The sequence below is a fragment of the Nonomuraea sp. NPDC050547 genome, from assembly GCF_044457345.1.
Taxonomy (GTDB): Bacteria; Actinomycetota; Actinomycetes; order Streptosporangiales; family Streptosporangiaceae; genus Nonomuraea.
The window spans coordinates 192,773-211,987 of record NZ_JBITGW010000002.1 but is presented as its reverse complement, the minus strand read 5'-3'; the positions used below and the strand labels follow the sequence as shown (position 1 = coordinate 211,987).

The window sequence follows — 19,215 nt, the reverse complement described above, 5'->3', positions numbered from 1 at the left end:
CATGTCCCACCCCAAAATTTCCTCCAGGTACGGCGAAGCCGCGATCTCGACGGGGAGAGATCGCGGCTTCGCCGCCCAACCGCGGGGATCAGGAGAAGTGGTACACGGGCTGCCAGCCCGAGTGGTGGCTCTTCGGCCCGAAGAAACCGCCCCGGCTCACGTCCACGTAGATGTGCGCGGCGTTCTTACCGGAGAACGAGTAGTGCTTCGGGTTCTTGGTGCAGTTCCTGAAGTTCTTGAAGGAGGTCGAGCCGTCGAAGCCGACGACCTTGAACGTCTCCCACGCGCACTTCTTGCCGCCCCACCACTTGGTGTTGGTGAGCTTGCTGTCGACTGTGTAGAAGTAGTGGTGCTTCCACTTCCACACCTTCTTCTTGACCTTCTCCACGACCCACTTGCAGTGCTTGTCGCCGTGCTTGTCCTTCCAGCAGATCTGCTTCTTGACGTGGAAGGTCTTCCAGTACCAGAACTTGTAGGGCTTCTTGTCGACGCTGACGTGACCCTCGGCCCTGGACTTGTGGTCGCTGGAGAAGTAGGGCCCCCAGTCCGCCTCGTAGTAGGGCGAAGCGGTGGTGGTGGCCGTGGTGGTGGCGGTCGTCGCGCCGGCGACGGCCGGGGCGGCGACGGCGGCCATGGTGGCCGCCGCGACGCCGATCAGGATTCGTGAGACGAATCGCACTTCGAGGTCCTCCTCGGGAGAGGTTGTGCTGACTCGTCATTGGTACGTCGCGGGGATTGCCGAACACTTTCAAATTACTTGATAAGGCTCTTTTCCCGATCTTTGACAAACAATAAAGATCCCCCTCCGGAAATCACCGGGGAGGGGGATCTTTATTTTCCGCGTCACTCGGCCGGGATGACCGCGCCCGCGTACTTGCTCCTGATGAACTCCTTGACCTTCGGGTCCTGCAGCAGCTTGCCCAGGGTCACGACGCCCGCGTCCTTTTCGTGGCCTTCCTGCACGACCAGGCCGTTGACGTACGGGTTGCCCTCGGTCTTCTCCAGCACCAGCGCCTGCGAGGCCGGCTTCAGGCCCGCCTCGATGGCGTAGTTGCCGTTGATGACCGCCGCGTCGACGTCCTCTAGCGAGCGGGGCAGCAGCGGCGCCTCCAGCGGCTTGAAGGTCAGCTTCTTCGGGTTGCCGGTGACGTCGCGCTCGGTGGCGGCGGTGCCGACGCCCTCCTTCAGCGTGATCAGGCCGTTGTCGGCCAGCAGCTTGAGCGCGCGGCCGAGGTTCGTGGCGTCGTTCGGCACCGCGACGGTCGCCTCGTTCGCCAGCGCGGCGACGTTGGTGATCTTCTTCGAGTACAGGCCCAGCGGCTCCAGGTGGACCGGGGTGACGAAGCTGAGCTTGGTGCCCTTGGACTTGTTGAAGTCGTCCAGGTACGGCTTGTGCTGGAAGAAGTTGGCACCCAGCTGGCCCTCGTTGAGCTGCACGTTCGGCTGCACGTAGTCGGTGAACTCGACCACCTCGAGGTTCAGCCCGGCCTGCTTGGCCAGGTTGTCCTTGACGAAGGTGAGGATCTCCGCGTGCGGCACCGGGCTGGCGCCCACCTTGAGCACCGTGTCGGCCGACTCGGCGGCCGGCTTGGCCGAACTGGTGGCGGACTGCGACGTACCGCATGCGGCGAGCAACAACGACAGGGCAGCGACACCCACGAAAGCGCGAATCTTCATATTGATCTTCCTTTTGATGTGAAAAGAACTACTTGTGCGACATGCGCCGCGCGACGAGGTCCCCGAGGCTCTGGATCAGCTGCACGAGCACGATGAGCACCACGACCGTGGCGACCATGACCTGCCCCTCGAACCTCAGATACCCATAACGGACGGCCAGGTCCCCAAGCCCGCCGCCGCCGACGGTCCCCGCCATGGCCGAGTACCCGACCAGCGCGACCACGGTGACGGTGATCCCCGCGACGATCCCGGGCAGCGCCTCCGGCAGCAGAACCTTCCGCACGATCGCGGTACGGCCGGCGCCCATCGCCTGGGCCGCCTGGACCACATCCCCGCCGACCTCCCGCAGCGCCGTCTCCACGAGCCGCGCGAAGAACGGCACCGCGCCCACGGTCAACGGCACGACCACGGCGATGGTGCCGATCGTCGTCCCGACGACCAGGCGGGTGAACGGGATGATCGCGATCATCAGCACGATGAACGGCAGCGACCGCCCGACGTTGACGACCGCCCCGAGCACCGCCTTGAGCGCCGGAACCGGCCGCAGCCCACCCCGATCGAACACGACCAGCGAGACGCCGAGCGGCAGCCCGAGCACCACGGTGAACAGAGTGGCCAGCCCCACCATGGCCGCCGTCTGCCCGGCGCCTTCCCAGAGCAGCGGAACAATCTCATCCCAGCTCACAGAACCCCCCACCCTTCAGCCACCGAAGCAGCTCCCGCCCCACCGACCTGAAAGCCCAGCGCACCACGCACCCGCCCCGGCCCGGTTCCCTGCGCCGAGACGGCGGGGTGGTGGTCGGGGGTGGGCGGCGCAGCAGGTGCGGCGGGTGACAGGGGCACGGTGGCGGGCCACGTACGCGTCGTGGCGGCGCGGGCCACGTCCGACGTGCGCGGCGCTCGGATGATCGGCGCGAGCCCACGGCGGCGGGCGGCGCCCACCTGGCCCCGCCGTAGCGGAAGAGCGGCGCCCGCACGGACGGGCAGCGGGCGAACGGCGAGTCGTCGCAACGGACGCGCGGCAGGGGAGAGCGGGAAGATCACGAGGCCACCTCCACCAGCAGGCCCTTGTCGCGCAGGTACGAAAGCGCGGCCGGGTCGCCGGAGAGGGTGACGCGCAGGCGGCCCACGCGGGACCCGGCGAGGTCTTCGATGGCGCCGCCCAGCACGTTGATGTCGGCGTCGAACTTGCGGACGACCTCCGAGATCACCGGCTCGTCGGCGTGGCCGGTGAAGGTGAGGGTGATGTCGCCCGGTGACGGTGCGGGCAGGGGGAAGATCTCGCGCGTCAGGCGCGAGCCCGGGGTGCGGATGAGGCCGGCGATGGTGCCGGATTCCTCGATGCGGCCGCCGGCCATGATGGCCACCGAGTCGCAGACCGCCTTGACGACGTTCATCTCGTGGGTGATCAGCAGGATGGTGAGGCCGAGTTCCGTGTTGAGGCGCTTCAGGAGCCCCAGGATGGAGTCGGTGGTGGCGGGGTCCAGGGCGGAGGTGGCTTCGTCGGACAGCAGCACGGCCGGGTTGCCGGCCAGGGCTCTGGCGATGCCGACCCGCTGCTTCTGGCCGCCGGACAGCTGCCTCGGGCGGTCTGCGCCGCGGCCGCCGAGCCCGACGAGGTCGAGGAGTTCGGCGACGCGGCGTTCGCGTTCGGCCCGGGGCACGCCCATGACCTCCAGCGGGAACGCCACGTTGCCCGCGACGGTCCGCGACGACAGCAGGGCGAAGTGCTGGTGGATCATGCCGATGCGCTGGCGGGCCTGGTTGAGCTCGCGGTCGCCGAGCCGGGTCAGGTCCTGGCCGTCGACGGTGACGGTGCCGGCGTCGGGGCGTTCGAGGAGGTTGACGCAGCGCAGCAGCGTGCTCTTGCCGGCGCCGCTCTGGCCGAGCACGCCGAAGATCTCGCCCTTGCGCACGTGCAGGTCGACGCCGTCGAGCGCGGCGGTGTCCCCGTACTGCTTGCGCAGGCCGGAAGCCTGGATCACGAAATTTCCCCATCACGGATGGCGACCACGCGTGGGCGGGCCGCTGAGACGAACTCGAGCTGGAACAGGCTGGTGAGGGGGAAGGGCTAGCGCGTGCCGGGGTGGAAGGGCAGGTGGCTGAGCCTGCGCAGCACGTAGCTGGGTGGTGCGATCATGAGGAGGTACCTTCGGCGAGAACGGGCGGGCGGGTCGCTCAGCGGGCCTGACAGGCCATCGCGCGCATTCGGCGCATGCCACGACACATGACGTCGCCCATGGCGCTCATGTCTTTCGCGTATGCCTCGTTCACGCTGGTGCCAACGACCTCTTTACCGTGCCCTATTCCCCCGGCCGGTTGTGAGCTGCCTCACGGGCGTGGAACGCCAAGCTGCCCCGCCGTACCAGATCCAGCTGGTACGGCGGGGCAGGCGCGGGAGGCGTCAGGCGGCCGCGGAGGCGGCGACCTTGGCCGGGGCGAGGGCGATGTCCAGGACCTCGCGCACGTCGCCGACCGCGTGGATGGTCAGCTCGTCGCGGATCTCCTGGGGCAGATCGTCCAGGTCGGGCTCGTTGCGGGCCGGGATGAGCACCGTGGTGATGCCCGCCCGGTGCGCCGCGAGCAGCTTCTGCTTGACGCCGCCGATCGGCAGGACCCGCCCGGTGAGCGAGATCTCGCCGGTCATCGCGACGTCGTTGCGGACGAGGCGGCCGGACAGCAGCGAGGCCAGGGCGGTGGTGAGCGTGACGCCCGCCGACGGACCGTCCTTGGGGACGGCGCCGGCCGGGAAGTGCACGTGCACCGACCGGTCCTTCAGCGCGGTGACCGGCAGCTCCAGCTCCGCGCCGTGGCTGCGGAGGTAGGACAGGGCGATCCTGGCCGACTCCTTCATCACGTCGCCGAGCTGGCCGGTGAGCGTGAGCCCGGTGTCGCCGGTCTCGGGGTCGGCCAGCGACGCCTCGACGTAGAGGACGTCGCCGCCCGCTCCGGTGACCGCCAGGCCGGTGGCCACGCCGGGCACCGACGTGCGCTGCTTGGACTCCGGCAGCGACGACTCGGGCACGAACCGCGGGCGGCCGAGGTAGTCGACGAGCGCCTCGGCGCTGACGGTGACGGGGACCTCGTCCTTCGCCGCGATCTTGCGGATCACCCGGCCGACCGCGCGCTCCAGGGAGCGCACGCCCGCCTCGCGGGTGTACTCGGTGGCCAGGCGGCGCAGCGCGCCCTCCTCGAAGGAGATCTCCGCGGCCTCGAAACCGGCCTGCTTGAGCTGCTTGGGCAGCAGGTGGTCGCGGGCGATGGCGAACTTCTCGTCCTCGGTGTAGCCGTCGAGGGTGACGACCTCCATGCGGTCGAGCAGCGGCCCGGGGATGGCCTCCAGGACGTTGGCCGTGGCCAGGAAGAGCACGTCCGACAGGTCGAGCTCGACCTCGAGGTAGTGGTCGCGGAAGGTGTGGTTCTGAGCCGGGTCGAGCACTTCGAGCAGCGCCGCGGTCGGGTCGCCCCGGTAGTCGGCGCCGACCTTGTCGACCTCGTCGAGCAGGACGACGGGGTTCATCGAGCCCGCCTCCCTGATCGCGCGGACGATGCGGCCGGGCAGCGCGCCCACGTAGGTGCGCCGGTGGCCGCGGATCTCGGCCTCGTCGCGCACGCCGCCGAGGGCGACGCGGACGAACTTGCGGCCCATCGAGCGCGCGACGGACTCGCCGAGCGAGGTCTTGCCGACTCCGGGAGGACCGGCGAGGGCGAGGACGGCTCCGCTGCGGCGGCCGCCCACCACGCCGAGGCCCTTGTCCTGGCGGCGCTTGCGCACGGCCAGGTGCTCGATGATGCGGTCCTTGACGTCGTCGAGGCCGGTGTGGTCGGAGTCCAGCACCTCACGGGCGCCGTTGATGTCGTAGGTGTCGTCGGTCCTGGTGTTCCAGGGGATGTCGAGGACGGTGTCGAGCCACGTGCGGATCCAGCCGGTCTCGGGCGACTGGTCGGAGGTCCGCTCCAGCTTGTCGACCTCCTTGAGCGCGGCCTCGCGCACCTTCTCGGGCAGGTCGGCGGCCTCGACGCGGACGCGGTAGTCCTCTTCCTCGCTCTCGGCCGAGTCGCCCTTGAGCTCCCTGAGCTCCTTCTGGACGGCGGAGAGCTGCTGGCGGAGCAGGAACTCGCGTTGCTGCTTCTCCATGCCCTCCTGGACGTCCTTGCGGATCGTCTCGGCGACGTCGAGTTCGGCGAGGTGCTCGCGTGACCAGTCGACCAGTTTCGCCAGCCGGTCGGCCGGGTCGGGCGCCTCCAGCAGCTCGACCTTCTGCGCGGTGGTCAGCCACGGCGTGTAGCCGGAGCTGTCGGCCAGCACGGAGGGGTCGTCGATCTGGTTGACCTGGTCGACCACCTGCCACGCGCCGCGCTTCTGCAAGATGGTCGTGGCCAGCGCCTTGTACTCGCGGGCCAGCTCATGCGCGTGCTCGCCGGGCTCCACGCGGTCGACGCTGTCGGCCTCGACCCACAGGGCCGCGCCGGGCCCGGTGGTGCCGGTGCCCACGCGCACGCGGTTCACTCCGCGTACGACCGCCGCCGGCTCACCGCCCGGCAGTCGTCCGACCTGCTCCACCACGGCCTGCACACCGATCGCGCCATATCTGCCGTCGATCCGGGGAACGAGAAGCACCCGTGGCTTGTTGCCACCGGATGCCTGGGCCGCGTCTATCGCAGCACGCACCTCGGAGTCGGACAGGTCGAGCGGCACCACCATTCCGGGCAGGACGACCTCGTCGTCCAGCGGCAGCACCGGGAGGATCAGCTTCTCACTCATGCGAACTCCCAAGGGTTGAGTTATACCGACTCAATTCATCGGAGCCTCTGAATGTTCCCAAGCTTGCCGATGTTCGCTCACGGCGATCGTAATCATGTAAGTAGCCCTTGAGAGTGACGCGGGCTACCCGGCACCGGCCATAGGGTCGTTCAGGTGATATCCGCCCTGGTGCGGCCGCTGAAGTTCGCACTGTTCACGGGCAAAGCCGAGCCGCCTCCCTTCACGACCCGCCGCACGCGCGTCCCCGCGCCGCGCTGGCTGACCCCCTTCACCACCCTCGACGGGGTACGGCTGGCCGAGCTGGCCCTCGCCCTCTACCTGTACGGCGTGGCCGGCTCCGACCTGTGGGACCGGCTGGACGCGCAGAAGGTGGAGGCGCCCTCGCCGCTGGTGCTCCAGATGGCCTTCCTGGCGCTCTCCCTGCCCGTGGCCCTGCGTGACCGCTGGCCGCTGGGCGCGTGGCGGGCGGCGCTGGTGACGCTGCCGGCGTACGTGTTCGTCGACCGGACGATCGACGGGTTTCCCCCTCAGGGCATCTCCTACACGTGGCCGCTGGTCCTGACGTACGTGCTGGTCCTGTACACCGTGGCCTCACGCAACACCGAGGGCGTGTCCATCGCCGTCTGGGTCGTCTCGATGGCCTTCGTCGGGGTGGTCAACACCAACGTGCTGCCCATGGCCGGGGCCGTGTTCGCGGTGCCGCTGGTGCTCGGCTACAACGTGCGGGCCCGGCGCGGGGCCTCGGCCAGGCTGGCCGAGGAGTCGCAGCTCAAGGTGGTGGCCGAGGGGGCGCAGGCCGTTCTGGAGGAAAGGGCGCGCATCGCGCGCGAGCTGCACGACGTGGTCGCGCACCACATGTCGGTGATCGCCATTCAGGCCGAGGCGGTGCCGCTCAAGGCGGCCGGGGACGCCAGGCAGTTGGAGGAGGGGCTGGCGGTGATCCGCTCGCTGTCGCTGGACGCGATCGCCCAGCTCCGGCAGGTGCTCGGCGTGCTGCGCGACGCCGACGGGCGCAAGGAGACCACGCCGCAGCCGGACCTGGAGCGGATCGACGCGCTCGTGGCCAACGCGCGGGCGGCCGGGCTGGCCGTGCTGTTCAGAAGATCGCCGCAGGTGGAGGAGGTGCCGCAGGCCGTGGGGCTGTCGGCGTACAGGATCGTGCAGGAGTCGCTGAGCAACGTCATGCGGCACGCGCCGGGGGCGACCGTCTCCCTGGAGGTCGCGCGGGAGCGGGACGAACTGGTCGTACGGGTCGCCAACGGCCCCGGCGCCAGGCCCGCCGAATCCTCGGCCGGGGCCGGGCACGGGCTCGTGGGCATGCGGGAACGGGCGGTGCTGCTCGGCGGCACGCTGGAGGCGGGGCCGATCGCCGACGGCTTCGAGGTCGTCGCCCGGCTGCCCCTGGAGGCGGCGTGATCAAGGTCATGATCGCCGACGACCAGGGCATGGTACGCACCGGCTTCACCGTCTTCCTCGGCGCCCAGAGCGACATCGAGGTGGTGGGCGAGGCGGCCGACGGCGCGCAGGCGGTCGAGCGGGCGGCGGAGCTGCGGCCCGACGTGATCCTGATGGACGTGCGCATGCCGGTGATGGACGGCCTCGAAGCAACCCGAATCATCGCTCAACGCGAGGATATTTCGGCCAGAATCCTGATCCTGACCACCTTTGATCTGGACGACTACGTCTACGAGGCCCTGCGCTCCGGTGCCAGCGGCTTCCTGCTGAAGGACGCCTCGGCCGTCCAGCTCGCCGAGGCCGTCCGTGTGGTCGCCGGCGGCGACGCCCTCCTGGCCCCCGCGGTAACCCGGCGCCTCATCCGCGAGTTCGCCCGCCTCGGCGGCCCGCGCGCCCCGTCGACCCGCCGCCTGGGCCGGCTGACCGAGCGCGAGACCGAGGTCCTCGTCCTGGTCTCGCGCGGCCTGTCCAACCAGGAGGTCGCCGCCAAGCTGGTCCTGTCGGAGCAGACGGTCAAGACACACGTGGGCCGTGTGCTGACCAAACTCGGCCTGCGCGACCGCGCCCAGGCCATCGTCTACGCCTACGAGAGCGGCCTCGTCCGCCCGGGAGACTGACGACGGCTTCCCGGGGCGTCAGCTCGCGACCGAGACCGTGACCGTCCGGCCGTCGCGGACGGGCAGGACCGCGACGGTGTGGCGGACGCCGTCGATCGTCTTCTGGACGCCCGGCACGCGGTGTCCGGCGACCGTCAGCCAGCGGTGCCCGGCCGGGAAGCGGGCCTCCCAGAACGTGAGCCCACCGGTGCGGTTGGTGAAGGTGGTCGACGTCCGGCCGTCGTGGCGGACGTCCACGGTGCCGCCGCCGACCGGTACGGCGTCCACGCGCAGCCAGGGAATGTCGCCGGGCAGGCGCGACTGGGTGGCGACCGTGCGCCTCGGGGCGTCGGGCTGGACGCCCATCAGGCCCTCGACGGTCTGGCTGACCAGGGTGAACGGAACCTCCGGATAGTCCCCGTTGAGGCCCTGGCGGTTGCTGACGTGGCGGGCGTCGCGCTGGTCGTAGACGTGCTGCATCCACTTCCAGGCGGTGTCGTTGCGGTTGTGGCGGAAGAAGGTGTCGGGCAGGTAGGTGATCGCCTCGATGTTGGCCGGCCGGTCGGGGCCCGAGGCCTGCGCGTCGACGAAGTCGAGGTAGGCGTCGTTGCGCGGGCCGGCGTCGATGATGCCCTTCATCGGCATGAACCAGCTGTTCTCCTTGCCGAAGCCGGTCAGCGGGGCGCCGTCGATCGTGTACGCGCGGACGAACTCATCCGTGCCGGGCTTCACGCTCCACGTCTGGTTGAAGTAGCGCTTGAGGTCGCGGGCGCGGGCCCCGGTCTCCATCGACAGGCGCACCTCGCGCTTGTCCAGGGCCATGTCGGCCAGCGCCCGGTAGGCCTGGTACTGGGCGCCGATGCCGTCGCCGGCCTCGGCCAGCGGCTCGCGGCTGACCTCGTTGTAGCTGGCCACGCCCTGGAAGATGCCCCTGCCGGTGCCCTCGGCGACGCCGTTCGGCTTGGCGCCGTCGTGCTGCTCGACGAAGCCGGTGGTGGCGTTGCGGTAGTAGTCCCAGAAGACCGGGTCGTCGAGGTAGGCGCGGTCGCCGGTCCAGCGGAAGGCCTGGTTGGCCTTCTCCACCAGCTCGAACGTGGCCGGCACCTCGCGCACGAAGTTCGTCGGCGACTTGTAGTCGATCGTGTGCCAGGTCCTGGCGTCGAAGTTGATCGCCCACACCGGATAGAACTTGTGCTCCGGCGTCGCGCTGGCGGCGAACGAGCGCAGCATGTTCTTGTTCTCCGCGTCGAAGCCCAGGATGTGCGCGCCGGCGAGCTGGTGGGCGAAGTCACGCGAGTAGTACGCGGTGCGGTGGGCGTATCCGCCCCAGTAGGTCGGGGTGTACGGGGCTTCGCCCGGGTCGACCGGGTTGGTGGCCCCGATGTTGATGGGACCGACGACGCCGTCCTGGTGAACCCACCCGGCGGCCTTGGCCTTGGCCCAGTCGAACATCGCGACGACCTTGGGGTTGCCCGAGCTCACCCGCGGGTCGGCGGGGGCGGCCGGGGAGATCATGAGGTCGTCGGCGTTGACCCAGCCGGAGCCGGACCCGAACACGATCTCCAGGGTGTCGCCGGCGTTCAGGCTCAGGCGCGACAGGGTGTAGCGGCTGTAGACGCCGCGGGCGGGCAACGTGACGCTCGCCGCCTCGGCGCCGTTGACCTTGGCGGAGAACGTGCCGTCCGCGCCGCCGGTGGCGATCCACGCGGAGATCGAGTAGCGGCCCGCGGCCGACACCGTGATCGACTGGCTGACGCTCTTGCCGGGGCCGGAGTCGAGGTAGATGAGCCGCGCGCCGCCGTGGGGGTTGTTGGTGGCGACGCCGGAGCCGGCGGTGAACGTCCAGCCCTCGGGGCCCTTCTCGAAGCCGGGGTTGACGATGACGAGCGGCGCCGCGGCGGAGGCGGCCTCGGCGGGGGTGACGAGAGCGGCGGCGAGGAGGGCGGAGGTTAACACGACGCGTTTCATGGGGTCTCCCGATGATCGGATGAATCGTGCGGTACTACGGAAGGAAGGAGCCGGGACGAAAGAGGTCAGGCGCGGGGCGCGGCCGTGGAGCCGCGCACGACCAGCTCGGGGTTGAACAGCAGCTCGCCCGTGGGCACCTCGCGGCCGCTCACCAGCGCGACCACGCCCCGGGCGACCTCCTTGGCCAGCCGGTCCACCGGCTGGCGGACGGTGGTCAGCGGCGGGTCGGCGAACTCCATGATCATGGAACCGTCGTGCCCGACCACGGACAGGTCGGCGGGCACCGACAGGCCCTCGCGGCGGGCTCCGCGGATCACGCCGAGCGCCATGAAGTCACTGGCCGCGACGATCGCGGTCACGCCCTGCTTGAGCAGGCTCAGCGCGGCGGACTGGCCGCCCTCGATGGTGTAGTGCTGCCGGACGATCCACCGCTCGGTCTCGGCCGCGCCGCGCCTGGCCAGCGCCGCGCGGAAGCCCTTGACCCGCCGGTCGGCGGGCTGGTTGCCGACCGGGCCCGAGGCGATGCCGATCGCGCGGTGTCCCAGCGCCCACAGGTGGTCGACGGCCAGCTCGGCCGACTGGAAGTCGTCGGTGGAGTAGACGGGCGCGTCGTGGCCCTCGAATCCGCCGTTGACGCCGACGAACGGGATGCGGCGCGCCGCCAGCACGTTGAAGGTCTCGGGGTCGGCGCCCTCGACGGTGTTGCTGGCCGACAGGAACACCACCGCCGCGACGCCGTGGTCGGCCAGCGACGTGACGAACTCGCGCTCCTGTATGCCGCCGGGCAGCGCCGGGCAGAGCACGCCCTTGAGCCCGTGGGGCGCCAGCGCCGCCTCGATCAGCTCGCTGGCCTCGGAGAAGAACGGGTTCGACAGCCACGGCGTGATCACCGCGACGATCTGGCCGCGGGTGGAGCGTTCGTAGCCGAGCTCGTTCATGGCGCGCTCGACGGCCTCGCGCGTCTTGGCGGCGACCCCGGAGCGCCGGTTGATGACCCGGCTGACCGTGGCCTCACTCACGCCCGCGCGGGCGGCCAGCTCGGTGATGCCGATCTTCACGGGGTCCCCTCCAGAATCGCCAGCCCGGAGGGCGGCACGGACAGCACGCTCAGGCCTGGCTCCAGCCGGCGCCGCGCCCGTTCGATGATACGGCCGGCGGCGTCGTGGACCACGGTGGCGAACACCCCTCCCGGCCCGGCGACCTCGACGACGAGGCGCGGCGCCGCCGTACCGTTGACCAAGGTGATCTTACGGTGCCGGGCGGTGTCCAGGGCCGCCACCCGCTCGGCCGTGACGGTGACGACGCACGCGTCGCCGCGCCCGGCCCGCACGACGGGGTAGAGCTCGTCCGGGCGGCCCGGCTCGACCTCGCCGTCGAGCAGCAGCGGCCGCAGCCGCCGCCACTGCGCGAGCCAGAAGCGCAGCATCTCGCGCTGCTCCGCGCCGAGGCCGGCCAGACGCGCGGAGATCTGCGGTACGGCGTGCAGCGCCCCGATCAGCTGCCTGGCGGCGCTCGCGGGCGGCGCCGCCGGATCCCACATGAGCATGTCGGAGTGAACGGCCCCGCGCACGGCCAGCAGCCCGATGTCGATCGTGCGGACCCGGTTGGCCACGGCGTCGGCGGGGCAGTCGTCGGCGCGCAGCATGTTTCCGAAGCCCGCCATGCCCGGCCCCACGTACGGCTGGCGCAGCTCGATCAGCGCCTCGGGCGCCAGCGCCGCCCGCACCTCGGTCAGCAGGAGGCGCATGGCCTCGCCCACGTCGGCGACGTCGCCGTGGGTGGGCTCGCCGGCGTAGACCATGGCGTCGTCCAGGAAGTCGATCTTCAGCCCGTCGAGGCCGTAGTCGTGGACCAGGCGGGCGCACGTGTCCACGACATGCGCCCGCACCTCGGGGTGGCGGGGGTCGAGCACACGGGCGCCGGGCGGGCCGCCGGAGGCGGGGGCGTACTGGGCGAGCGCGTCGAAGCGGTCCGCCTCGGCCCCGAGCAGGAGGGGCGCTACCCAGAGCAGGTACTTGAGGCCGAGCGCCCGCACGCGAGCGACATGACCCTTAAGATCCGGAAATTTCGTGATATCGGGTTGCCAGTCGCCGACGCCCGGATAGCCGCGCCCGTTCCCCTTCTCCTGCCAGCCGTCGTCCACGATGACCACACCGCAACCCAGATCCGCCGCCAGCCGGGCCTCCTGCTCGACGGCCTCCTGCTCGACGGCCTGGCTGAAGCCGTACCAGGTGGAATAGACCGGCTCGCGAGCCGCAGCGGGCACCGGCGCCGGCCCTCGTCCCAGCTCGGCCCGCAGCAGCCGCATCGCCACCGCGACGCTGTCCGACCGGGGCGCGAGGTAGAGCCGGTAGGTCCCGGCGGGCGCCCGCAGATGCACCACGAACGCCTTGTTCTCCTCCGACACCCCGAACCGCATCGAACATTCGGGCACCGGATCGGCGGCGGCGAAGGCCAGCATCGTCCGTCCGGAACTGTCATAGAGGCATCCGGCCGCGGCCCCCTTGACCAGCGAGATGTCGGCCCGCCCCGCCCAGTCGGCCACGATCGTCCGGCTCCAGCGGCAGTCGGGGTGCCAGAACCCCACCGCGTCCCCGAGCGCCACCGACAGCCGGATCTCCATCTCCTGCCCGGAGTGGATCTCCAGCACCGCGGCGCCGCCGGGCAGCCGCTTCAGCTCCCGGCGCGCGGAGGCGGGCAGCACCGCCAGCCGTACGTCATCGAGCAGGTGGGCGGTGGGCGCGGGCATCAGCTCCGCCGTCGTGACGCTCACTCTTTCACAGCTCCAGCGAGAAGTCCGGACACGAAGTGTCGTTGCAGCAACAGGAACAGCACGGCCATCGGGAGGGCGGCGACGGCCGTTCCGGCGAGGATCTGGCCGTAGTCGGTCTCCGTGGCGCCCTGCAGGGAGGCGATGGCCAGCGGGATGGTGTAGGCGTCCTTGGTGCGGAGCGCGATGAGGGGCCAGACGAAGTCGTTCCACTGGTAGAGGAACAGGTAGATGCCCAGGGCGGCCAGCGCCGGGCGCATCGGTGGCAGGACGATGCGGACGAACAGCCGCAGTTCGCCGCAGCCGTCGGCGCGACCGGCCGCCAGGAGCTCGTCCGGCAGCGCGGACATGCTCTGGCGCATCAGGAAGATCCCGAACGGCAGCGCCAGGTTCGGCAGGACGATGGCCTGGTAGGTGTTGAGCCAGTCGAGAGCCAGCATCATCTTGAACAACGGCACCAGCGTCACCTGGCTCGGGATGACCAGGCCGAGCATGAGCAGGCCGAACAGGAGTTCCCTGCCCTTGAAGGAGTACTTGGCGAAGCCGTACCCGGCCAGGGTGCAGACGGCGCCGGACAGGATCGTGTAGATCAGCGAGATCAGCAGGGAGTTGAGCACGGTCCTGCTGAAGCCGATGCCCTCTTCGAGGTTGGCGAGGTTGTCCAGGAGGTGGCCGCCGGGGAGCAGGGGTGGCGGGCTGCCGAAGATGTCGCCGGTGCTGTGGGTGCCGGCGATGGCCAGCCAGTAGAACGGCACCAGGACGACGGTGACGGTGATGAGCAGTGTCGAGGTCAGCATCACCTTTTTCACGATTTTTCACCCAGGAACTTGAACTGCACGATGCCGAGGATCGCGATGATGACCGCCAGCGCGTAGGCGATGGCCGAGGCGTAGCCGAAGTCGAAGTAGCGGAAGCCGTTCATGTAGAGGTACATGCCGAGCGTCAGGGTGGCGTTGTCGGGGCCGCCACCGGTCAGCACGTACGGCTCGTCGAACAGCTGCAGCGTGCCGATCGTCGACATGACCACCGTGAGCAGCAGCACCGGCCGCAGTCCCGGCAGCGTCACGTGCCAGAACCGGCGCCAGGCGCCCGCGCCGTCGACCGAGGCCGCGTCGTAGTGGTCCTGGGGCAGCGCCTGCAGTCTGGCCAGGTAGATGACCGCGTTGTAGCCGGTGTAGTGCCAGGTCAGCGCGAGGCCGACGGCGACGCGCGCCCACAGGGTGTCGGTGAGCCAGGGGATTTCCGGGACGCCGAACAGCCCGAGGAACCAGTTGACCAGCCCGCCCTGCGGATTGAGCAGGACCCCGAACAGGATGCCGTACGCCACCAGCCCGGTCACCATCGGCAGGAAGAAGCCCAGCCGGAAGAACGCCTTCAGCTTCAGCAGTGGCGAGTTGAACGCCACCGCCAGCGCGATCGCGATCCCCAGCATCAGCGGCACCTGCACGACCATGATGAGCGCGGTGTTGCGCAGCGCCGTCCAGAACAGCGGGTCGCCGGCCAGGCGTTCGTAGTTGGCGGCGCCGGCGAACGTCTGCAGCGCCCCGTCGGTCCTGAACAGGCTGAGCACGAACGACCAGGCGATCGGATACAGCTTGAAGATCGCGAACAGCGCGACGGCGGGCAGCACGAACAGGTACGGCGCCAGCCGCATCGGCGACCTGAGGGCGCTCGCCGTCACCGCAGCACCTTGCGGCCGGTCTGGCCGGCGATCAGGTCGGCCGCCTCCTTGAGAACCGCGGCCGGGTCGGCGCCCTTGAGCAGCACCTTCGTCTGCGCGTCGGTGACGGCCTTGAGCGCGCGCGGGTAGTCGGCGGAGTAGTTGGTGACGTAGGAGGGCTGCTTGAGCGAGTCGAGGAAGATCTCGCCCTTCTTCTGGCCGCTGAAGAACGGCGAAGCCTGGTGGAAGGCCGGGTCCTCGTAGGCGGACATGAGCGCGGGCGCGATGCCCTTGCCCTTGTAGATCGCGACCTGGTTCTCCGGGCGGGTCAGGACGAACTCGGCGAAGGCGAACGCCGCCTCGCGGTGCTTGCTGGTGCCGGTGACGGCCAGGTGGGTGGAGTTGACGACGGCCGAGGTCTTGCCGCCCCGGGTGACGGCGGGCGGGAGCCGTACCTTCCACTTGCCCTTCTCGGCCGGGACGGTCTCCTCGATGATGCCGCCGAACCAGGTGGGCATCGGCTGCACGGCCACGCCGCCCTTCTTGATCGAGCCGATCATCGCCTCCCAGCCGCCGCCGTAGTCGGCGACCAGGCCGGCGTCGTTGAGCTTCTTGATGATGGTCAGCGCGGTGACCCCGGCGGGCGAGTCGAGGGTGATGTTGCCCCGCATGTCGAAGTAGAAGGCGTCCTGGAGCTGCATGAGCGCCTGGAAGAGGTTGGCGGAGTCGGCCTGGGTGGCGGCCTTGTCGATGCCGAGGAGCTGGACGCCGGTCTTCTCCTTGAGCGTGATCCCGGCCTCGATCATCTCGTCCCAGGTCTGGACGGCCTCGACATCGACGCCGGCCTTCTCGAACAGGTCGGCGCGGTAGTAGAAGCCGGCGGAGTTGGCCTCCCAGGGCAGGGCGTAGACCTTGCCGTCGCGGCTGACGGTCTCCCACATGCCCTGGGCGAAGCCGCCTTTGTGCCTGTCGGCGCCGAGGGGGACGAGGTCGGCGAGGCCATCCGGAAATTTCTCGATATAGGCGGGCAGGTAGTCGACGCCGATGTGCAGCACGTCGCCCAGCCCCTGCCCACCGGCGGCCAGCCCGGTCGTGATCTTGTCCCAGATGGCCGGGTTGCCGATGTCCTGGACGTCGACCTTGACGCCGGGGAACCGCTTGGTGAAGGCCGGGACCAGCTCCTTCATCATCGCCGCCGGCCCCTGCCAGCTCCACACGGTGATCTCGCCGGTCGCGGCGGTGCCGGTGGGACCCGCCTTGACCGGTTGGGCGCCACCTCCGCCGCAGGCGCTGAGCAGGGTGCCTCCGGCGGTCAGGGCGCTGAGCTGGAGGAAACGACGACGGTCCATGGGCGGTCTCTCCTGTGGGGGGTTCGCGAGGATTGCCCGGGACGTTACCGGGGCATTTCCGCGCTTGCAATCCTTCGATGAAAACTTTCGTTTTTCTGTGACGGCTGCGCCGCAAGTCCGGCGTGGCGTACAGTCGCACCGTGGATCCGGTCCAGCTCTTCCACGACGTGGCGGACAGCGTGCCCGCCTACCGCGCCTTCCTCGCCGCGCACGGCGCCGACCCCCGCGCCACGCCGTTCCACGACCTCCCGCTGACCACCAAGGACACCTACACGCGCCGCTACCCCCTGCCCGACCTGTGCAGGGGCGGCGTGATCGGCGACATGATCGCCGTCTCCTCCGGCTCGACCGGCGAACCGTCCTTCTGGCCCCGCTCCGCCGCCGACGAGCGGGTCATCGCCGACCGCTTCGAGGAGGTGTTCGACGCCTTCGAGACCCGCTCCCGCCGTACGCTCGCCGTCGTCTGCTTCGCCCTCGGCACCTGGGTGGGCGGGCTGTTCACGCTCAACTGCGTGCGCCACCTGGCCGAGCGCGGCCACCGCGTCACCACGATCGCGCCCGGCAGCGACAAACGCGAGATCCTGCGGGTGATCCCGCCGCTGGCGCCGCACTTCGACCAGATCGTCCTGCTCGGCTACCCGCCGTTCCTGAAGGACGTGATCGACGCCGGGTCCGGCTGGCCCGCGTACCACCTCAAGCTGGTCACCGCGGGCGAGGTCTTCAGCGAGGAGTGGCGCACGCTGGTGTGCGAGCGCGCCGGCATCGCCGACCCCGTCACCTCCACCGCCAGCCTGTACGGCACCGCCGACGCGGGCGTCCTCGGCAACGAGACCCCGCTCTCCATCGAACTGCGCCGCTTCCTGTCAGGCCGTCCCGACCTGGCCAGGCGCCTGTTCGGGGAGTCCCGGCTGCCCACGCTGGTCCAGTACGACCCGTCCGTGCGCTACTTCGAGGAGCACGCGGGCACGCTGGTGTTCACCGGCGACAACGGCATCCCGCTGATCCGCTACCACATCGCCGACGAAGGCGGCCTCATCCCGTACGCCGGCATGCTCGCCTTCGCCCGGTCCCACGGCCTCGCTCCGTCGGCCCGAGGCCCTGAGCACCCGTTCGCGTACGTGTTCGGCCGCAGCCACTTCACCGTGTCGTATTACGGCGCCAACATCTACCCGGAGAACGTCGCCATCGGCCTGGAACAACCGGAGATCGCCGGCTCGGTCACCGGAAAATTCGTGATGGAAGTGGAAGAGGACAAGACGAGAAACCGCCACTTGATCATCACCATAGAACTCTCCCCCGGCACCCCACCCACCCCCTCCCTGTCCAGATTGGCCGCCACCTCGATCCGCACCCAGCTGAACCGCCTGAACAGCGAGTTCACCGCCTACGTCCCCCAACCCCACCAAACCCCCATAATCCGCCTACGCGAAACCGCCGACCCGACTTACTTCCCACCCGGAACCAAACACCGCTACACCCGCCCACCCCAGTAACCACCGCCCGCACACGAGACGCTCCCCCGAACCCCCGGCAAGCACACGCGGGACCCACGCGCCCTCCTCCACGCTCAGGAGTGATCTTCGCGGCTACGCGTTCCGAACAGGGTTCCCCAAAGGTTGATGACATCGTGTCAGCTTGACGGCCGCCCCACGCTTTGTGACACTGTGTCGTGAAACACCAGTCCAGTACGGGGTGAGCCGTGACGTCGTTCTCCGAGATCCTGAAGACCGCCACCTGGGCCGACCACGAGTCGGCCGAGGACGAGAGCTACCTCAAGGAGCTCATGGGCGGCCGCCTGAGCGCGGAGGAGTACGGCGAGATGATCGCCCAGCACTACTTCGCCTACCTGGCCCTCGACGGCGCGTCCAAGGCCCTGGCGGGGGACCCGGTCGCCGGCCGCTTCGTCTTCCCCGAGCTCTACCGCCAGGAAGCCCTGGAGCGCGACCTCCACACCGTCTACGGCCCCGCCTGGCGCGACCGGATCGCCCCCTCCAAGGCCACCCGCACCCTCGTGGCCAGGATCAACCAGGTCGCCGACTGGCCCTGCGGCTACATCGCCCACCACTACACCCGGTACATGGGCGACCTGTCCGGCGGCCAGTTCATCCGCATGGAGCTGCAGAAGATCTACGGCTACGCCAAGGGCGGCGGCGTCGACTTCTACATCTTCGACCAGGTGGGCAGCCTGCCCCGGTTCAAGAACGAGTACCGGACCCGCCTCGACGCGCTCGACCTCGACGATCGCGAGCAGCGGCGGGTGATCCGCGAGGTCAAACTGGCCTACCAGCTCAACACCGAGGTGCTGGCCGAACTCCTTCACACGGTCAAGGCAGCGGCTTAGGCGGCGCCGTACGCCTAACATGAGGTTATGCCCCGGATCAGCGCCGCGACCATAGGTGAGCACCGCGCCCAGACGCAGGACCGCATCCTGCAGGCGGTCTCGCGGCTGTCGCGCGTGCAGGGGATCGACGCCATCTCGATGACCGACGTCGCCGGCGAGGCCGGCATCACCCGCACGGTGCTCTACAACTACTACCCGGACAAGGCCGCGCTGCTGCTGGCCTTCACCGAGCGGGTCACCCAGTACTTTCTCGACAGCTACGAGCGTGACCTGCCCGCGGACGCCTCCCCCGCCGACCGGCTGCGCGCGTTCATCCGCCTGCAGCTGGCCGGGCTGCTGGCGCACCCGCATCCCGGCGCCGCCGACCTGAGCGCCACCCTCGGCCCCGACGCCTACCAGCAGCTGGCCGAGCACGTGGCGCCGATGCAGCGGGTGCTCGTCGAGATCCTGGAGAGCGGGGCCTTCCAGGTCACCGACGTGGAGGCGACCGCGCGGATGATCCTCGCGGTGATCGGGGCCGAGCGGGTTCCCCTGATCAGCGGCACGCTGACGCCGGAGGAGGCGGAGAAGCTGGTCTCCGGCTTCGTCCTGCGCGCGCTCGGCCAGGGCTGACGCGGAACCCGGGGGCGGCCGA

General features: G+C 69.9%; 16 protein-coding genes. 5 read left to right on the top strand and 11 right to left on the bottom strand.

Annotation, left to right across the window (positions count from 1 at the left end; all coding sequences use genetic code 11):
* Nucleotides 1-88 precede the first annotated feature (88 nt).
* The 5 genes from ACIBHY_RS05430 to lon all read right to left on the bottom strand — a co-directional run bounded on the left by ACIBHY_RS05430 (nt 89) and on the right by lon (nt 6,442).
* Entirely contained in the window at nt 89-679 is a 591-nt protein-coding gene (locus tag ACIBHY_RS05430; protein ID WP_397306032.1) for a hypothetical protein, read from the bottom strand.
* A 164-nt stretch (nt 680-843) separates the two neighbouring features.
* Entirely contained in the window at nt 844-1,677 is an 834-nt protein-coding gene (locus ACIBHY_RS05425; protein WP_397306031.1) for a MetQ/NlpA family ABC transporter substrate-binding protein, read from the bottom strand.
* Between the two features lie 28 nt (nt 1,678-1,705).
* Nucleotides 1,706-2,362 (bottom strand): methionine ABC transporter permease, encoded by a 657-nt coding sequence (locus ACIBHY_RS05420; protein ID WP_397256163.1) that lies wholly within the window; start codon nt 2,360-2,362, stop codon nt 1,706-1,708.
* Between the two features lie 355 nt (nt 2,363-2,717).
* Nucleotides 2,718-3,662, bottom strand: coding sequence for a methionine ABC transporter ATP-binding protein (locus tag ACIBHY_RS05415; RefSeq protein ID WP_397306030.1), 945 nt, complete (start codon nt 3,660-3,662; stop codon nt 2,718-2,720).
* A gap of 419 nt (nt 3,663-4,081) precedes the next feature.
* Nucleotides 4,082-6,442 carry an endopeptidase La gene (gene lon / locus ACIBHY_RS05410; protein ID WP_397256159.1) on the bottom strand — a complete coding sequence of 787 codons (2,361 nt, stop codon included), beginning with the start codon at nt 6,440-6,442 and terminating at the stop codon, nt 4,082-4,084.
* A gap of 153 nt (nt 6,443-6,595) precedes the next feature.
* Here lon and ACIBHY_RS05405 point away from each other — a divergent pair, with 153 nt between their 5' ends.
* Both ACIBHY_RS05405 and ACIBHY_RS05400 read left to right on the top strand, forming a co-directional pair.
* Nucleotides 6,596-7,858, top strand: coding sequence for a sensor histidine kinase (locus ACIBHY_RS05405; RefSeq protein WP_397306029.1), 1,263 nt, complete (start codon nt 6,596-6,598; stop codon nt 7,856-7,858).
* Nucleotides 7,855-8,514 carry a response regulator gene (locus ACIBHY_RS05400; RefSeq protein ID WP_397256156.1) on the top strand — a complete coding sequence of 220 codons (660 nt, stop codon included), beginning with the start codon at nt 7,855-7,857 and terminating at the stop codon, nt 8,512-8,514. Before ACIBHY_RS05405 ends, ACIBHY_RS05400 begins: the two co-directional genes overlap by 4 nt.
* Nucleotides 8,515-8,532: 18 nt before the next feature.
* Here ACIBHY_RS05400 and ACIBHY_RS05395 read toward each other — a convergent pair whose 3' ends face one another.
* The 6 genes from ACIBHY_RS05395 to ACIBHY_RS05370 form a co-directional block, all read right to left on the bottom strand.
* The gene (locus ACIBHY_RS05395; protein WP_397306028.1) at nt 8,533-10,461 is read right to left on the bottom strand and encodes a hypothetical protein; all 1,929 of its coding nucleotides are present in this window, start codon (nt 10,459-10,461) and stop codon (nt 8,533-8,535) included.
* Between the two features lie 65 nt (nt 10,462-10,526).
* The gene (locus ACIBHY_RS05390; protein ID WP_397256152.1) at nt 10,527-11,519 is read right to left on the bottom strand and encodes a LacI family DNA-binding transcriptional regulator; all 993 of its coding nucleotides are present in this window, start codon (nt 11,517-11,519) and stop codon (nt 10,527-10,529) included.
* Entirely contained in the window at nt 11,516-13,234 is a 1,719-nt protein-coding gene (locus tag ACIBHY_RS05385; protein ID WP_397306027.1) for a glycoside hydrolase family 36 protein, read from the bottom strand. The genes ACIBHY_RS05390 and ACIBHY_RS05385 overlap by 4 nt, the downstream gene beginning before the upstream one ends.
* Nucleotides 13,231-14,040, bottom strand: coding sequence for a carbohydrate ABC transporter permease (locus tag ACIBHY_RS05380; RefSeq protein ID WP_397306026.1), 810 nt, complete (start codon nt 14,038-14,040; stop codon nt 13,231-13,233). The genes ACIBHY_RS05385 and ACIBHY_RS05380 overlap by 4 nt, the downstream gene beginning before the upstream one ends.
* The gene (locus ACIBHY_RS05375; protein WP_397256147.1) at nt 14,037-14,912 is read right to left on the bottom strand and encodes a carbohydrate ABC transporter permease; all 876 of its coding nucleotides are present in this window, start codon (nt 14,910-14,912) and stop codon (nt 14,037-14,039) included. The genes ACIBHY_RS05380 and ACIBHY_RS05375 overlap by 4 nt, the downstream gene beginning before the upstream one ends.
* Nucleotides 14,909-16,240, bottom strand: coding sequence for an ABC transporter substrate-binding protein (locus ACIBHY_RS05370; protein WP_397256145.1), 1,332 nt, complete (start codon nt 16,238-16,240; stop codon nt 14,909-14,911). Before ACIBHY_RS05370 ends, ACIBHY_RS05375 begins: the two co-directional genes overlap by 4 nt.
* 140 nt (nt 16,241-16,380) lie before the next feature.
* Here ACIBHY_RS05370 and ACIBHY_RS05365 point away from each other — a divergent pair, with 140 nt between their 5' ends.
* The 3 genes from ACIBHY_RS05365 to ACIBHY_RS05355 all read left to right on the top strand — a co-directional run bounded on the left by ACIBHY_RS05365 (nt 16,381) and on the right by ACIBHY_RS05355 (nt 19,193).
* Nucleotides 16,381-17,733, top strand: a complete 1,353-nt coding sequence (locus ACIBHY_RS05365; RefSeq protein WP_397306025.1) for a phenylacetate--CoA ligase family protein — start codon at nt 16,381-16,383, stop codon at nt 17,731-17,733.
* A 206-nt stretch (nt 17,734-17,939) separates the two neighbouring features.
* Nucleotides 17,940-18,581, top strand: a complete 642-nt coding sequence (locus ACIBHY_RS05360) for a heme oxygenase (biliverdin-producing) (protein WP_397256142.1) — start codon at nt 17,940-17,942, stop codon at nt 18,579-18,581.
* Between the two features lie 27 nt (nt 18,582-18,608).
* Entirely contained in the window at nt 18,609-19,193 is a 585-nt protein-coding gene (locus ACIBHY_RS05355) for a TetR/AcrR family transcriptional regulator (protein WP_397256140.1), read from the top strand.
* Nucleotides 19,194-19,215 lie beyond the last annotated feature (22 nt).

Excerpts from the sequence above, each read along its gene's own strand:
- ACIBHY_RS05370 (WP_397256145.1), bottom strand. The coding sequence starts at position 16,240 with ATGGACCGTCGTCGTTTCCTCCAGCTCAGCGCCCTGACCGCCGGAGGC.
- ACIBHY_RS05355 (WP_397256140.1), top strand. The coding sequence starts at position 18,609 with ATGCCCCGGATCAGCGCCGCGACCATAGGTGAGCACCGCGCCCAGACG.
- ACIBHY_RS05395 (WP_397306028.1), bottom strand. The coding sequence starts at position 10,461 with ATGAAACGCGTCGTGTTAACCTCCGCCCTCCTCGCCGCCGCTCTCGTC.
- ACIBHY_RS05425 (WP_397306031.1), bottom strand. The coding sequence starts at position 1,677 with ATGAAGATTCGCGCTTTCGTGGGTGTCGCTGCCCTGTCGTTGTTGCTC.
- lon (WP_397256159.1), bottom strand. The coding sequence starts at position 6,442 with ATGAGTGAGAAGCTGATCCTCCCGGTGCTGCCGCTGGACGACGAGGTC.